Below are 14,958 nucleotides of genomic sequence, written 5' to 3' on the forward strand. Positions count from 1 at the left end.
GTGGGTCCTGCGCTGCCTCGTGTAGGGCGCGCATCGATACGGATCGCGTTCAGGTGACTACTTTGCCTGCATGCCGAATGCTCAGGCGCAGTTGAAGCTGCGAGACGTGCCGGGCTGGGCGGTGGGGTTGTGCCTGTTCGGGCTTGCCGCCGGTCTCTTCATGATCCTCTGGTACGGGGCGGATCCGCCGTTCCGGGCCAGACCCTCGCAGGACGACGAACTGCTGCTGCAGTTCGCGGCGAAGGCAGATACGGCCCGTGCCATCGTGAAGGACGGAGGCGGGTCCAAGCTCTTCCAGGACGGCCTCGTGCTGGACTGGCGCTGGTTCGTTCCCGGGTACGGAGCGGCCCTCGCCGGGGCTTTCGGACTAGGGCACCTGCTCCTCTACCGGAAGTCCTCGCACCTGTGGGCCCGGCGCGCGCTCATTCTCACCCCTGTGGTGGTGGCGGCGGACTGCGTGGAGAACATCTTCCTCTGGAAGGCACTGGACCGGATCAAGGCCGCCCCGGACGGTCCTGTAATGCCCTGGCTCGGCGTCTTGCGGACGGCCGCGGAGCGTGATCTGGAGCGGAACTTGCAGTGGGCGACCTACTTCGCCCAGGTGAAGTGGGCGCTCGTCGTCCCGCTGGTGGCAGCGGCCGTGCTGATCGTCGTCACCCTCTACTGCCGTCGTGTGCAGGACCCCTCCATCTTGACGAGCGGGCGGGAGGACCATCCTCGTCCCGTCGTGGCCCACGCCAATCGGCGCGCCGGCGAGACGGAGAGCCAGCGGAGCCACCCCGACGTGATCCTTCCGCCCGCTGCGCCCCACGACTGGGAGCCCCGACCCGAGTGGACCGCCCCCGACCCGGCACAACCACACCAGGCGCAGGCTCAGGACCCAGACGACAACGCGGTCACCCGCTGGCGCACGCGTGCCTACCAGCCGCCCGGTCGAAAGCCTGCAGAGCTCGGCTTTTGCGTTTCCGGCGGCGGTATCCGGTCGGCCTCGATCACCCTGGGCGCGCTGCAGGCGCTGCGCGGGCAACTACTCAAGGCGGACTATCTGGTTTCGGTGTCCGGTGGCGGGTATACAGCCGGTGCCCTCCAGCTGGCCCTGACCGGTGCCCGACTCAAGGACGCGGACGGGAAGCCTTCGGTGCGGCCCGGCCTTGCGGAGCCCGCCGACGCGTTCGCACCGGGCAGCCAGGAGGAGGACCACGTCCGCCGCCACGCCAAGTACCTGGCTGACACGCCCAAGGAGAAGATGCACGCCGCGGGGGCGGTGCTGCGGGGCATGGCCGTTTCCTTCGGCATGTTGGCGCTGCTCTTCGCAGTGGCGGGCCAGTTCCTGAACGCGTTCTACTCGCACCTTCCGCTGACCGACCTGCACCGCTTCATGCCGCAGGCGAAGGCGTTCGTGCCGACATGTGAGGTTCCGGACGTCCTGAGGTGTCCCGGGCCCCCACAGGTGTTCCTGCCGTCCCTTGAGTTGTATCCGCACGCCTGGCACCCCGTTCTCGCCCTGTTCGGCCTGGCGGGCCTGCTGTCCGTGGGAGCCGCCTTCGTAGGGGCGGGGAATATGAAGTCCCGCCCCGCCTGGCTGCGCAGCATTGTGAACACGATCGTGGCAATGGCCCTGGCGGTCGTCCTCATCTCCATCGTCCTTCCGGCGGTGATCTGGTTCTTCGCCTGGCTGGCGCTCGAACAGGGGGTGGTGCACAACGACGGCAGGGGACTGTCGGTGCTCGCCGCGCTCACGGCGGCGGCGACTTCGGTAGGAACCTGGTTCACCGTCGTCCACAAGACAGTGAAGGAGCTGAAGCCGGACGGGGAAAAGCCCGGCTTGTTCGGCAAGGGCGGGCCGTCCCTTGTCGTTCAGGTCGGTGCAGGCTGGATGAAAATCGTGGTGTGCTGGATGGTGCTGCTCCTGGTCGCGTTCTTCTACCTCGCCCTCATGTCCTGGGCCGCCGTTTACGCCGGTAGTTGGGACATCTGGTGGAAGGCCGGAATCCCGATCGCCCTGATCGTGCTGTCGTTCGTGATCGACCAGACCACCTTCAGCCTGCACCCCTTCTACCGACAGCGGCTGGCGGGCGCCTTCGCCGTCCGGCGCGCGGTGTTGAAGGACGGCTCGGTGGGTGCCCTGCCGTACGACTACAACCACGAGCCGACCCCGCTGGACCCCTACGCGCAGCGAGTGCAGGGCTTCCCCCAGGTCATCTTCGCCGCCTCGGCTGCCATTTCGCTACGCAACCGCACCGCCCCCGGGCGCCCCGCCGTGCCCTTCACCTTCGCCTCCGACTACTGCGGTGGCCCCGACACGGGCTGGGTCCGCACCGACACCCTGCAGAACACGTCCCCCGCGCTGATCGGACGCGACCTGACCGTGCAGTCGGCCGTCGCCGTGTCAGGAGCGGCCTTCGCCTCCGCGATGGGCACTCAGACGATGTTCATGGAGCGGCTGCTCGCCCTTTCCAACGTGCGGCTGGGCACCTGGGTCCCCAACCCGCTCTACCTCGCGGAACTGGCGAAGTACGGGCCCTGCCGGATCATGCCGCGGCTGCCACGGGTACGGCGGCTACGGTACCAACTCCAGGAACTGGTGGGCTGGTACTCGGACACCAGTCCCTTGCTGCTGTGCACGGACGGCGGGCACTTCGACAATCTCGGTCTGGTCGAAACGCTCCGGCTCCGCTGCCGGACGATCTACGTCATCGACTCCTCAGGGGACACGCCGCCGCTGGCCGCCACCCTCGCGCAGGCGGTCACGCTCGCCTACGAAGACCTCGGAGTGAAGATCACCTTCAAGGACGAGGGGCAGAACCTGCTGGACCTGGTACCCGGCAGCGCCCCACCGCTCCCGCCCGAGACGCCGATGGCCGCGCTGAACGCCCGGTTCTCCGCCACCAGTGTGGTGCGCGGCACGATCGAGTACCCCGAGCCGGTCGAGTTCTCGCCCGGCACACCGGCCGACACAAAGGGGACGATCATCTTCGTGAAGGCCAGTCTGACTCCCGACATGCCGTACGAGCTGCTCAGTTACGCCCTCAGGGAGAAGGCCTTCCCCCGCCAGGCCACCTTCGACCAGTGGTTCGACCATGCCCAGTTCGACGCCTACCGGGAGCTCGGATACCACATCGGCACCAAGGCCGGGGAAGTGCGTTCTGCCAGGTGGCATCGGAACGTCTTTCCTTGGCGACGTGGGACGTAGCAGTGGCCTCGATGGACTTCGGCTTCCTGACCGGCTGTCCAGCCGGCCACAGTGGCGAAGGTCGAGGTGATCGAGTATGTGGGCGAGGCCTCCACCAAGTAGAGCGGCGACCCGATCGCACGCCTGCCCGACGCCTCCCGGAGTGAGGCGCGGTATCGAGGTGACCGGGCTCAGCCCGGAGCCGCTCCCCGTGGTCCGCTCCAAGCGCCGCGCATTCAGCCCTCGTAGGGACGTCCGCGCCTAACAAGCCGGAGCCCGGGCGCGGTGCTGTGCGGGAGCGGACCGCGGCCTGCCTTGTTCCCTGGGGAGGGGGGGGACCTGCGGTGGCCCTGGGCAAGGGGGATTCACCACAGGTCGGCCGAGGCGGGCCACGACGGATCGGGCCCCGGCCTCGGGTCCGCCGGCCGCTCCGCGAAGGAACGGGTCAGGTGACGCGGGAGGAGCGGTACGAGAGGGTGGGACGGGGATCCAAGAGGCGGCCGGAGGCGGAGAACGCGGCTGCGCCGAACCCCTCTTGCCGCACGTCAACCGCGGGGAACTCCTTACAGGCGGTCTGCGGCTGGGCGGTGGAGTCGTTGAACCGGCAGGCGACGCCCGTGAGCCTGATGGTGATGAAGTCCGCGATCTGGGCTCCGAACTCGATGGGCCTCCCGCCAATGGTGATGTCCCCGACGTCGAAGCCCTTGTCCTGGGGAACTTCGTAGACGGCGCGGACACGGTGCTCCGAGTCGCCTCTCACATAGGTCCAGTAGCTTTGGGGATCGGAGCCGTCCGGGGTCTCCCAGCCATCCGTCGACAGGTCGTCGAAGTACAGGCCCACTGGGTCGGCGAGGCTGATGTCGGCCTTCTGGCGGGCCAGGGCGTTGACTCCTGCGCCGATGTGGGGATCACTGTTGCGCTCTGCGGCACCGTACTTGCTGCAGTTGACGAGTTCCTGCTCGGTGCTCACCTCCTGGCCGTTGACGACGCGCCGAATGGTGGCTGCCGCAGCCAACTCGATCTCTGCGCCCAGGGTGTTATTCGGCTGAATCAAGTGCATGGCGCCGTGGCTCGTGGAGTTATTCCACTTGTTGCGCGGTTGGTATCTGCCACTGGGCGAGAACAGATCCTCCTTGCGCACGTCCGGACTGATGAAGCTACGGTAGAGGTCGACCACCGTGTCCGGGTTCGTCTGCGCCAGGATCTCCCAATACTCGGGGCCTTCACACGTGAACGTAACCTGGGTGATCTTTCCCGAGCCATCCCGGGTGACGCTCCACTCGCAGTACTCGTCCTGGACGTCGCGGCTGGCGTCGGCGCGCTGCCATCGCTGGAGATCGCCAACGGAAGTGATCTTGATAATGCGGGGGAACGCGGTCCATGTGATGGAGGCGCGCTGGACGTCCGAGGCCGTATCCGCGCTGGTCAGGTTGTAGAACTGCGGTCTCGGACTGTCGTTCAGTACCTGACGGGGATCGGGGCCCTGAATGGCCTCGTCGACCGTGTCGGAGATGAACACGTTCCAGGCCTTGCGGCCGAAGTCGTCCAGATCGTCGAGGTTGCCGGGCGGCCCGTAAGCATTCACTGTGGCCATGGCGCTCGTTCTCCTTGCTCGTGAAGACGGAGGGGTGAAACGCAGCGGTCGCTGGCTCCGCTGAAGCTGATGCCGTGGCGGCTGATGAGGGGCGGCTTCAGGTCAGCTCCGCGACGGTGGCGTCCTCGCGCATCGCCAGCGGTGGCGCGCCGGGGGGAATGTTGGTGACCGGCAGGGTGAGCTCGAACTCATTCAGTTTCATGAGGCGAAATTGCCGACGCCGCGACTCGGCCAACCGGACGTAGTCGTCGAATCCGGATGCGGTCTGGATCTGCTGGGTGACCTTGCGCAGATAGGCGTCCACCCGCTGTCCGAAAACTGATTGCCAAACGTCTTCAGGCACCTGCCAGTGCGCGGCGAAGCGGGCTTCGGGACTGCCAGCGGGCAGGTTTCGCGTTCGCACTGCGTCCAAGATGGCCTGGGTGACCTTGTCACACAACTCCACGGCCTTCGTCGGCGTGGTCGGCACGTACCGCATGAGCAGACTGCGGGCAGGGCTGAAGACCGGGTTCGGAAAGTCCACCATCAGCACGCAGGCGGCGAACCTGGCCGAGATGAGCCCCTTGCGGACCATCTGCCGGATCACCTCGTTGTCCTCGTGGGCGGCCTCGGGGACAACGAAGGCGAAAAACGTGTCACCTGGCTGGGAGAAGCCGCTGAACTTCTCCTCCAGCCGGAAACCAAACCGCGTCAGGCCGGCCAGGTACCCGGCGGCCTGTGCCCTGGGCGGAGCGGCCTGCGTGAACAGTCGCAGGTCGTCGAACAGGATGTCCTGGTTCAGCCAGAACCCCGTGGGTAGCGTCAGCTCGCCACTGTCCGCCGTGATGGTGCTGCTCTGCCGGTCTGTACTGGTGAGGTTGACCGTGGTGCTGGTGAACAGGTGGCGCAGCAGCCGGTCGGGGTGGTCCACGACGCCGTTCGCGGTCACCTCGGCGAGGCGGGCAGCCGTCCACCGGGTGATGAGAAACCTGACCGTCAGTTCCAGCCGCTCGGCTCCGATGACCTGCTGGAACAGCTGGTCATGGCGGAGCGGGTCATCATCGGCGAGCCGGATCGTGGCCCGCTCTGACTGCCAGTTGATCCAGGGGATCCTAAGTTCCTTCATCACGGCGCTGCCGTTGATGTGGCTGTCGAAGCAGCCCTTGCCCCGCGAGTCCGGCTCCAGCGCGTGCCAGGAGTTGCCCGCCCACACCCAGCTCGATTCGAAACGGGCATAGAAATTGAAGAACCTCGCTACAGAATCCCACGCCGCGACCTGAAGAAATCCCCTCTTGGGGTCGCCGCCAGCCTGGGTGCTGACCAGAAGGTCCACCTGATTGCCGTCCACGGCGGTGGTGATCGCGAACCGCATGTCGCGCTCGCCGATGGCAACCGGTGAGATTTGCCCGGCCTCGCTGACCAGATACACCTTGCGTGAGGCGGCTGCCGTGGCGGGGAGTTCGGACAGCAGTTCCTGCACGGTGGTCGGAAACCTGCCCACGCGGAAGAACGTAACCGCCATCGGGTCACCCAACTCCGCCAGTTCCTCATCACTGACGGGCCGAGCCCGATCGTCAAGGCCGCTGATCCTGCGGTACAGCCATCCCGGCTCCAGCGCAGTGGAACCTGGTCCGCAGCCGCCATCGGCGATGTCAGGCTCCAACGGGAAGTGACCGGATGAATCGCAGGCAGCCGAGATGCGGGCGGCGTCGGCCTCCTCGACGGCAGTTGCACTCATCCAGGCGGTCGCCCGCCGCAGCTGCGCGTGGTCGGGCATGGCCAGTCCGCTCCTACAATGTGTCATTCTTCCAGTGGCACTAAAAGCCAATGCTTAAATGCATACCCAGGCATGCAACCCCATTTCGGCGGCAGGCGCAGATCCACTCCAATGGTTGCACCTGCCACTGATTCGATGAGACGGTGAGAGTCTGGTGCTGCCCTCATCCGCATTCTGCGCGCCGTTGCGGTAAGCGCCCTCATCCGCGCCCGCCCAGGAGAACGCCGGCAGGTACGCAACGCGGCATGCTTTCTACCCGGCCCGCACGCGGCGCCTTGGTCGTATGCCTCGTCGCCGACGGCCGGAACGTCCTCAGCCACCACACCGTGCTGGACGCGCGTCCGGTATCGAATTGGGGCGTCAGGGCCGTCGGGTGTCGGCGGCCGCTCGTGCGCCAGACGCAGCGCCGTCAGGTCCGGCATCATGATCGTGCGCTTCCCGATTACAGATAAGGTAACAACGCAGGTCGCCCCGGTTCGCCGACGCGGTGAAGACGCGCTCCAGGGCCGAATGGGATCCGGGCACAGCCGTGCGAAGACCACCCTCGCCCGCCGATCAGGTCGCTTTTGGCCGGCCGACGAGGGTGCTGTGGGGCTTGGTGCCGGTGGTGTTAGAAGGTGATGGTCCGTCCCTCGCGCTCGGCTTGTCGCGCGGTGTAGGCGACGCCGTGGACTTTGATGCCGTCCGGGTTGAGGAGGGTGATCGTGCCGCCTTGGTTGCCGAGATGGAATCCGTTGCCGCCCGCGACAGTGAGGGTGGTGCCGGGCTGGAGCGTGCCGGCGGGGAGCGGGAGGGTCTGCTGGTTGAGGTCGGTGAGCTGCCATCCTTGAAGGTCGACCGGCGCTGGAGAGGCGTTCAGTACGGTGACGGCTTCGGGTGCGGGGCCGGAGGGGTTGACCAGTGCGGCCATGATCCGCAGGGGTTCGTCGCGGTCGCCGGAGCGGGGTGGTGCGGTGTCGAGGGGGTGACCGGTGTTGTCGCCGGTGTGCCATGCCTGGGACTGGAAGGCCAGGAAGATCGCGACCCAGCGGTTTTCGGAGGGTAGGTGTACGAACAAGGCGCCGTCCTGCCAGACGCCGTTGTCGGAGCGGAAGCGGCCGCTGTTGCCCTGGTTCATGTGGATGTCGTGTACGCCGTTGCCGGGCCGGAAGTCGAACACCTTGTCGGCGATGTTGGCCTCGGGGCCGAACCTTTGCCCGAAGACGTAGAGGGCGGCGGTGGGGTCGGCGATGGCACGCTGCACGTAGTGGTCGAGCAGGTCGGCCAAGTCGTTGTCGGCGCCCTCGACATCGGGCGGGAGCATTCGCATCGAGGCGGGGTCGAACAGGTTGCCGCGGATGAAGTCCAGGCTGGCCTTGCCCGCTTGTGACGCCAGGACCGTCCATCCGCTGCCGGCCGGCGGGAGCAGCTCGGTCACGGGATGGCGGAAATCATCGTCGGCCAGGTACAGGAGCTCGGAGGGAGCCTGCTGTGACTCCACATTGACAGCGGCCCGGTAGTGGGTGCCGGCGTTGTCGGTGAGATGGATCTGGTAGTGAGGGGTATCGCTGGATCCCTCCCGGCGCCGGTCGACAGCGCGGGCGGCCAGGACACCGTAACCTTTTAGCGGCATGGGTCATCCTCTGGATTCCGGTGGGAGCGGCACGGCCGGGGTGCGGGCGTGTCGATGGAACAAGCATGGTGCGGGCCGTCGAGGACGTCGGCGAGGTCAGCCGGAGCCAGGGGATCGCCGACCTCCTGCATCCCGAGCCAATCGTGGGCGAGCCGGGTGATCGTGCCGGCCGGAGCCTTGGGCTTCGCCGTGTACGCGGCCCGCTCCTTGGGCCCGAAGCGACCACCGGGCAGGTGGGGTTCTTCTGATTCCAGGTGCCGGTGACCGCCATGTCCCAACCTCGCCGCGCGCCGGGGCAGCCCTGACGACTGCTCATCCTCCTGGCCGTTATCCCCCGGCCAGGCCCCGGCGGGATACCGAATCACCTAATGTTCACCCGCCTTGCCCTGCAGCCCATCTCCCGCTGGGTCAAGGCGACTCGGCCGCATCGTTACTGGTCATCTCGGCGATGAGCCGGCCCGCGGCGCACGCGTCGAGGCGGGCGGCGAGCAGCCGGCGGTAGCAGATGAGGGTGCAGGCCTGCTGGTGAAGGCAGCCCGGCAAGTGGCTGCCCTGAAGCTCGTAGCGGCGGTGCGGGCGTCGGCAGCCAGCCGGCCAGGCCATGGCTCGTCGGGATCACCCGGGCCTGCATCGCCCGGCACCACGGTGTTCCGCATGCGCCTCTGGCCTCGGCCCCTGCGCTCCTACGAACGGGAAGGCACGGTACGCCTGCGCAGCATCACCACCTGCTGGTCCACGCCCCACGGCGCTGACCGCCCAAGCCCGTGGTGGGGATCGGTCCGGCCGCCGCGGCCGGGCGGCCTCACGGCCGGGCAGGTCGCTCGCAGCGCTGCGGCGCCCTGCTGACAAGCGTAGATTTGGTGGTGCGCCCGGCTGGAGGGAGACGATCCCATGGACACAGCCATCCGCATCGAGGTACTGCCTGCGCGATTGGGCGACTGTTTGCTCGTGGAGTGTGCGCGCGGGAGCGGGCCGCCTTGGCGCATGCTCGTCGACGGCGGCCCCCCGGGCACCTGGCCCCGGCTCGAAATGAGGCTGAGCCGGCTCGAACCCGACGAGCGGCACATTGACGTCGCCGTGGTGACCCACATCGACAGTGACCACATAGGCGGCATGCTCCCGTTCCTGCGGAGCGAGTACGCCGAAGACGTCGGCGACTACTGGTTCAACGGCCCCCCACACATGCCCTCCCGGAGCAGGGTGGAGGGCAGCGTCGCCGAGGGGGAGAGCCTGGTAGCGGCGCTGCTCGGGGAATCCGTCGGTCCCGTACTTCCGTGGAACCGGGCATTCGGCGGCGGTCCCATCGAGACCGGGGACGAGTTCGGGTTCATCGAGGTGCCGGTCCGGGACGGGCCGCACATCACCGTGCTCTCACCGACCAACGAGCGCCTGGCGATCCTGGAGCGCGAGTGGTTCGAAACCATTGACCAGGCCCGGCGTGGCTGGCAGGCCGACGTAAGGCCCGACATCCTGGAGCCCCTCGGCGATCTGGCCGCCGTTGCCGCTCAGAAGACGGCCGATGACACGACAGCTCCGAACGGGAGTAGCATCGCGCTGCTGATCGAGCACCGCGGCGCCCGCGCCGTGCTCGGGGCGGACGCGTTCGGTACTGTGCTCGGGGCCGGCCTGAAAGGGGTGGCCGCGCACCGCGGTCTGCGGGTCTTGGAGGTGGACGCCTTCAAACTTCCCCACCATGCCAGCCGGCGGAACGTGACCGAGGCACTGCTTGAGGTCGCCCCCGCCCGGCACTACCTCGTGTCCACCAACGGTGACACCTACCACCATCCCGATGACGAGGCACTCGCCCGCGTCGTACTGTCCGCACCGGACGGCCCGAGGCTGTGGTTCAACTACCGCACGCAGCGCACCGCCCGGTGGGCTGATCCGGAGCTGTGCGAGCGATACGGTTACTCCGCGAGCTTTCCCGCGGACCCAGAGACCGGCACGGTCCTTGAACTACCGGCGACGGCGTGATGCTCCACCGGGACCTCGCCGCCGAGGTGCGGTGCGGGGGCGCACTGGTGGCAGCGGCCACGACCGCCATCCTCACCAGGGGCCCGTAGGTCTTGGGCCGGCCCGCGCGGCTGCGTCCTTGAACCCTTCGAGGCCCTTGGCCGCGAACCGTCCACGCCGCTTGCGGACCATGTTGACGCTGACCGCCAGGTCCCGCGCGATGGCCCCGTTGTCCAGGCCCGCAGCCGCCGCCAGCACGATCCGCGCCCGCACCTGCGCTTTGCGCGACTGCACTGATGTCCTGCCGCCGGCTTACGGCCCGGGGCAGGCTCGGTGGGCGATCGCGGTCAGCTCGGCGCGCAGGTACACCGCCGTGGCGGCGGCCTGCTCGCTCCGGGCCTTGATGGCCTCGAACTCGTCGTCGCTGAGGTTGTCGACCCACGCGACTGTGCGCCGGTGCTCCGCGTCCTCTTCGTCCCGTCGCTGCTGGTCGTACGCGTCGAGCTCGGCCGCGGGCACCCGGCCGCGGTACCGCAGCTGCTTCTCCGCCTGCTCACCGGCCGTCTCACGCTCTACCACGGCATGCTCGATGTCGTCGCAGCGGTTGATCCCAGCCGCCCGGACCGGGGGCTCACCCACGATCCGCTCGTGTCCGGCGAGTATCCCGGCGGTCGTCTTCGGCCGTGCGCCGTACGCAGCGAGAAGCGCGGCCAGCTGCTCGACGGTCGGCTCTTTGCCGTTCAGGATGTTCCCGATCGTGCTCTTCGACAGCCGCCCCGCCGCCCGCTCGGACGCCGCCAGCGCGCGCCGCGACGGACTGCCGGTCTCTTCGTGGATGTGCTTCAGGGCCTTGTTGAGTCCGCCCCAGGTGCTGATCCGCCCGGGCACGTACGACGGCTGCGGCCAGCGGGGAGCCGGCGCCGGGGGAGCCGCACGCAGGGCCTGGCCGAGGATCTCCAGCCCCCGCGCTTCCACCGCCTGACGGTCTGCGCAGGTCCTGGAGGCCCACGCCCAGGCGTAGCCGCGGATCGTCGACGCCGTCGGCAGCCGCCCGTCGAACGCGCGCCGCAGCGTCCGATCCGACACTCCGTACTCGGCCTCGACAGTCTGCGCGGCGAGCGCCTTGGGCGTCAGGCCGCCCTGCGCCGTGCGCATCCAGGCATGCAGTTCCTCCAGCTCCGGCCACGACGCGGGGGAAGTCCGACGGTTCACCGGCTGCTCATCCCGCAGGCGCCGATCAGGCAACCCAGGCGCCCGGGCACAAGGAGCGCACCGGCGGTCGCCGAGAAGGCGATCAGGCTGCCCGGCAGGGGGCGATCCAGCGCGGTGAGCACGGTCACGCAGACTACGGGCGCCAGCGCGACGGCCGCCTCACAGGCAGACAGCCGCCCCGCGGCGCCGGTGCCCTCCGGCGGCAGAGGGGGAGGCGAAGGGGGAGCGTATGAAGACATGGCGGTACCTCGGATCGTGAGGAGGGAGGTTCAACGAGAGCCCGCAGCGTCGGGTGCCCGCCGCGGTGACACCGATCGTTGCAGCGTTCCCAGCCCCGGCGCGACCTGCCCGGATCGGGGGTCGGAGAGGCGTACACAACGCGCCTGTCACAAAGCCCAGGTCACACCGGGGGTGGTCAGGACCGCATCCGCGCCAACTACAAGGGAAACTACGACCGCCTTGTCGAGATCAAGCGCACGTACGACCCGGGGAACCTCTTCCACCTGAACCAGAACATCAGGCCTTAGCCTCGCCGTTTCGGTTGGGCGTGGCGGTTGTCGAGGCGGAAGCGCGAAAGTGCCTTCCTGAGCAGGTGGCCCTTACGGGATCGTCTGGAGGTTCCCGGGCCGGGGTGGCTTGACCAGCAGGATTCATCTGGCTTGCGACGCCTTCGGTTGCCCGCCCACGCTGCTACGCCGTCGGAGCGAATCCACAAGCCGACGGGATTCCGGGCCCGGCCCGGAGGGGGAGACCCAGCATTGTGACAGGCCATGGAGCAGGACACGTAATTCCGTATGAGGTACAGGGCAACGGTCCGGAGCGGGTCCTCGCACTCCACCACTGGCTCAGCGACAGGTCGAGTTTCGGCCATCTGCGGCGGTACCTGGACGGGAGCGCGTTCAGTTACGCGTTCGTGGACTGCCGTGGGTACGGCGAGGCGATGGACACCCCCGGCGCGTACACGATGGAGGAGGTCGCGGCGGACGCCCTCGCCGTGGCCGACGACCTCGGCTGGAACACCTTCTCGGTCATCGGTCACTCCATGGGCGGCAAGGCGGCCCAGCTGATGTTGCTGGATGCCCCCTCGCGGGTCCGCTCTATCGTCGGCATCTCACCGGTACCCGCGTCCGGGTTCCCGCTCGAAGGGGAGATGTGGGACCTGTTCGTCGGGGCCGTGGAGGATTCCGGCAACCGCAGGACGATCTTTGACGTCACCACCGGCGGTCGGCACAACGATGCATGGCTGGATGCCAGGGTGAGCGGCTCGGAGCGCTCCTCGTCGGCTGCCCTGCGCTCCTACCTCGAATCCTGGACTCGGGGCTCCGACATCCACGAGCGGCTCGAGGGAAATCCGACCCCAGTGCTTGTCGTGGCTGGTGCGAACGACCCGGCGATGGGCCCTGACACCATGCGGTCCACCTGGCTGCAGTGGTATCCGAACGCCGAGCTCGAGGTTTTCGACGACGCCGGCCACTTCGCCCCGGAAGAGAGCCCAGAGACGCTGGCGGCAGTGGTCGAAAGATTTCTCGGCCGGTAGTTGGGCGTTCTGTCGTAGAGGTCGGCCGGCCGTCAGAGTCGCGCCTCCTGCGGTGTCCTTGACGAAGTGGTGAGCACGTGGAGCACCTTGAGCGGGGAGTGCCTGCGTGGGCTTCCGGTCGGCGTTGGCGGCGCGACCTCACGCGGTCGGCCGTCACTGTACGCGCTGGATTGCGACCATCGCGGCGTCGTCCCCCAGGACTCCTCCTGCGGCATGGGCGAGGAGATCGCTGTGTAGGTGACGCAGCAGATCGTGCGGGCCTGCGCCGGGCAAAGTGGCGATGCGTTCCTGCAGGGGATAGAAGGCCCCGCTCTCGTCACGTGCCTCAAGAACGCCGTCTGTGTAGAGGAGCAGCGTGTCTCCCGGCGCGAAGGCGACAGCCCCGGCACACCCCTCCGCCCAGGTGGGTCAGCTCTTGCCGAGCAGGTCGTTCATCCTGGTGATCTCGGCGGTCTGCGAGGTGATGATCGCGTCCGGGGCGGCCATCTCCACGGCCTGACGGTGGTGGGGGATCATCCCCTTGGCGAACGCGACGTCGGCCACGTTGTGCTGTCCCGGGGAGGCCGGAGCAGACGAGAATGCCGAGGGCGAGGGGCTGTGACCGTTGTGCCCGGCGGAGGTGTCGTCGCTCGACCCGCACGCGGCCAGTACGAGCGAGGCGGCGCCCGCAGCAGCGACGAGGCCGGTCCGGCGGATGAGGTTCTTGTTCATGGTGGTGCGACTCCTGATGCGCCCCCAGCGGGCAGGCGCCGATACGGAATGAGGACGGGCCGGAGCACGGCATCCCCCCGGCCAAGCCGGGGCAAGGAGGTGCCGCGCGGGCGGTCCTATATCCGCAGGAGTTGCAGCTCAGCGAGATCAGGCGGCGCACGCCCACTCTCTGGAGTCCCGGCCGCACTGCCGGGCAGCGCCACAGGCACGGGCCCGGCATCGAGAGCCGCAGCCAGGACGGGAGGCGCGTACGCGGCGCCGACACCGGCCGCCGCACACGTGGCATCCGCGTGGTCGGCGTGGCCCAATTCGCCGTCAGTGTGCGAGCAGGCGCCCGCCACCTGCCAGCCGGCTTCTTCGTGGGCCATCGGCATAGCATGGGCACCGGCAGCTGCCGGTGCCTTCGCGGACGCCGGTCCAGGCCCGAGGCCGTGCATCGCCAGCACACCGGCCAGTACCGCCAGCACCAGCAGCACGAAGCCACGCCCGGCAGGGCGACGGCTCGACTGCATCGTGCTGGTCATGCGGTCATCGTACGATCCGGCCCGGCCACATGGCTTCCCCCTGCTGGCGGGGATCCACCGACCGCGTGGCGGGAGCGCTGATGACTGCCACGCCAAACCAAAACGAGGAGTAGCACCCTCCCGACACCCTGGAACCCGCATGCTGAACTGCGCTCACGGCTGTCGAGCGCGCGGGTTCATGTCTCAGCCCAACCAGGAATCTGCGAACTCCGGGACGTACCGCATGACAAGGAGAGCCACGATGGCCGAGCGCCCGACCCTGCTGTACGACGGCGACTGCGGATTCTGCACTCAAGCCGTCAACATCGCCGTGCGCCTGCTGGATCCCGACGCCGTCGTCACTCCCTGGCAGTACGCCGATTTGGACGCACTGGGCGTCACTGCCGCACGGGCCGACCGGGAGGTCCTGTGGATCGAGCCCGGTACGGCCGATGTGCACGGCGGCGCGGAGGCGGTGGCGCACCTGCTCAAACAGGGCCCGTGCCGGCCCTGGCAGCTCGCAGGACAGGCCATGACGCTGCCCCCGATCAGCTGGATCGCCCGGCTCGTGTACCAGGTGGTGGCCCTGAACCGGCACCGCCTACCGGGGGGCACGGTGGCCTGTTCCCTGCCTGCTCATCTGCGATCTGCCGCGCGTGAAGGTGCATGACAGTGAATCCGCCAAGGTCTGAAGACGACACCGTGATCGTGGCCACCATCTGCGACGGGGACATCGCCGCTGTGCGATCCCAGGGCCCCTGCCGACCACTGAGATGTCGTCGCAGCGACTGCGCCTTGAGCGCTCGCGGCGCGGCGAGTGGAGCGCGAGTGGAGTCACCGGCGAGGGGGCCGCGTAGGCGAACCGGACCCGCGGGCTCCAACACCTGCACCGCCCTGGCGGGATCGCG

Annotated in this window: 12 protein-coding genes and 3 pseudogenes; 5 read left to right on the forward strand and 10 right to left on the reverse strand. The window is 68.3% G+C overall.

Translation table 11 applies throughout. The features are described from left to right. Nucleotides 1-70: 70 nt before the first annotated feature. A complete protein-coding gene (locus ACIQU4_RS27070; protein WP_403735701.1) occupies nt 71-3,193 on the forward strand; it encodes a hypothetical protein in 3,123 nt (1,040 codons plus the stop codon). A 424-nt stretch (nt 3,194-3,617) separates the two neighbouring features. On the opposite strand, the gene ACIQU4_RS27075 is transcribed toward ACIQU4_RS27070, so the two are convergent. The 4 genes from ACIQU4_RS27075 to ACIQU4_RS27090 form a co-directional block, all read right to left on the reverse strand. After that, nucleotides 3,618-4,766, reverse strand: coding sequence for a hypothetical protein (locus tag ACIQU4_RS27075; protein ID WP_403735704.1), 1,149 nt, complete (start codon nt 4,764-4,766; stop codon nt 3,618-3,620). A gap of 97 nt (nt 4,767-4,863) precedes the next feature. Beyond that, nucleotides 4,864-6,522, reverse strand: a complete 1,659-nt coding sequence (locus ACIQU4_RS27080; RefSeq protein WP_403735707.1) for a hypothetical protein — start codon at nt 6,520-6,522, stop codon at nt 4,864-4,866. A 610-nt stretch (nt 6,523-7,132) separates the two neighbouring features. Next, nucleotides 7,133-8,134, reverse strand: coding sequence for a DUF2278 family protein (locus ACIQU4_RS27085; RefSeq protein WP_403735710.1), 1,002 nt, complete (start codon nt 8,132-8,134; stop codon nt 7,133-7,135). Nucleotides 8,135-8,542: 408 nt separating this feature from the next. After that, nucleotides 8,543-8,737, reverse strand: a complete 195-nt coding sequence (locus ACIQU4_RS27090) for a hypothetical protein (protein ID WP_403735713.1) — start codon at nt 8,735-8,737, stop codon at nt 8,543-8,545. Between the two features lie 288 nt (nt 8,738-9,025). Here ACIQU4_RS27090 and ACIQU4_RS27095 point away from each other — a divergent pair, with 288 nt between their 5' ends. Then, a complete protein-coding gene (locus tag ACIQU4_RS27095; protein ID WP_403735715.1) occupies nt 9,026-10,108 on the forward strand; it encodes an MBL fold metallo-hydrolase in 1,083 nt (360 codons plus the stop codon). 72 nt (nt 10,109-10,180) lie between these two features. Here the strand turns inward: ACIQU4_RS27095 and ACIQU4_RS27100 are convergent, their stop codons facing one another. From ACIQU4_RS27100 to ACIQU4_RS27110, 3 genes are read right to left on the reverse strand one after another with little or no spacing between them, the layout of a single operon-like run. Then, nucleotides 10,181-10,381: a helix-turn-helix domain-containing protein gene (locus ACIQU4_RS27100; protein WP_403735717.1), complete on the reverse strand. Its 201-nt coding sequence runs from the start codon at nt 10,379-10,381 to the stop codon at nt 10,181-10,183. Nucleotides 10,382-10,399: 18 nt separating this feature from the next. Beyond that, complete coding sequence (locus tag ACIQU4_RS27105; protein WP_403735720.1) at nt 10,400-11,299, reverse strand: hypothetical protein; 900 nt, start codon at nt 11,297-11,299, stop codon at nt 10,400-10,402. Beyond that, a complete protein-coding gene (locus tag ACIQU4_RS27110; protein WP_403735723.1) occupies nt 11,296-11,427 on the reverse strand; it encodes a hypothetical protein in 132 nt (43 codons plus the stop codon). Before ACIQU4_RS27110 ends, ACIQU4_RS27105 begins: the two co-directional genes overlap by 4 nt. A 285-nt stretch (nt 11,428-11,712) precedes the next feature. On the opposite strand from ACIQU4_RS27110, the pseudogene ACIQU4_RS27115 reads away from it, so the two are divergent. Both ACIQU4_RS27115 and ACIQU4_RS27120 read left to right on the forward strand, forming a co-directional pair. After that, a pseudogene (locus ACIQU4_RS27115) lies at nt 11,713-11,826 on the forward strand (BBE domain-containing protein); the annotation flags it as partial. A gap of 233 nt (nt 11,827-12,059) precedes the next feature. Continuing rightward, the gene (locus ACIQU4_RS27120) at nt 12,060-12,836 is read left to right on the forward strand and encodes an alpha/beta fold hydrolase (RefSeq protein ID WP_403735726.1); all 777 of its coding nucleotides are present in this window, start codon (nt 12,060-12,062) and stop codon (nt 12,834-12,836) included. Between the two features lie 153 nt (nt 12,837-12,989). Here ACIQU4_RS27120 and ACIQU4_RS27125 read toward each other — a convergent pair. From ACIQU4_RS27125 to ACIQU4_RS27135, 3 genes and pseudogenes are all read right to left on the reverse strand, one after another. Further along, nucleotides 12,990-13,202, reverse strand: a pseudogene (locus tag ACIQU4_RS27125) (SpoIIE family protein phosphatase); the annotation flags it as partial. Between the two features lie 66 nt (nt 13,203-13,268). Next, nucleotides 13,269-13,547 (reverse strand): annotated as a pseudogene (locus ACIQU4_RS27130) (DUF305 domain-containing protein); the annotation flags it as partial. Nucleotides 13,548-13,663: 116 nt separating this feature from the next. Next, on the reverse strand, nt 13,664-14,071 hold the full coding sequence (locus tag ACIQU4_RS27135; protein WP_403735728.1) for a DUF6153 family protein: 408 nt from the start codon (nt 14,069-14,071) through the stop codon (nt 13,664-13,666). Nucleotides 14,072-14,312: 241 nt separating this feature from the next. On the opposite strand from ACIQU4_RS27135, the gene ACIQU4_RS27140 reads away from it, so the two are divergent. Further along, nucleotides 14,313-14,720 (forward strand): thiol-disulfide oxidoreductase DCC family protein, encoded by a 408-nt coding sequence (locus ACIQU4_RS27140; protein WP_403735730.1) that lies wholly within the window; start codon nt 14,313-14,315, stop codon nt 14,718-14,720. The last annotated feature ends 238 nt before the right edge of the window (nt 14,721-14,958 follow it).

The organism is Streptomyces sp. NPDC090741 (assembly GCF_044769045.1).
Lineage (GTDB): Bacteria > Actinomycetota > Actinomycetes > Streptomycetales > Streptomycetaceae > Streptomyces.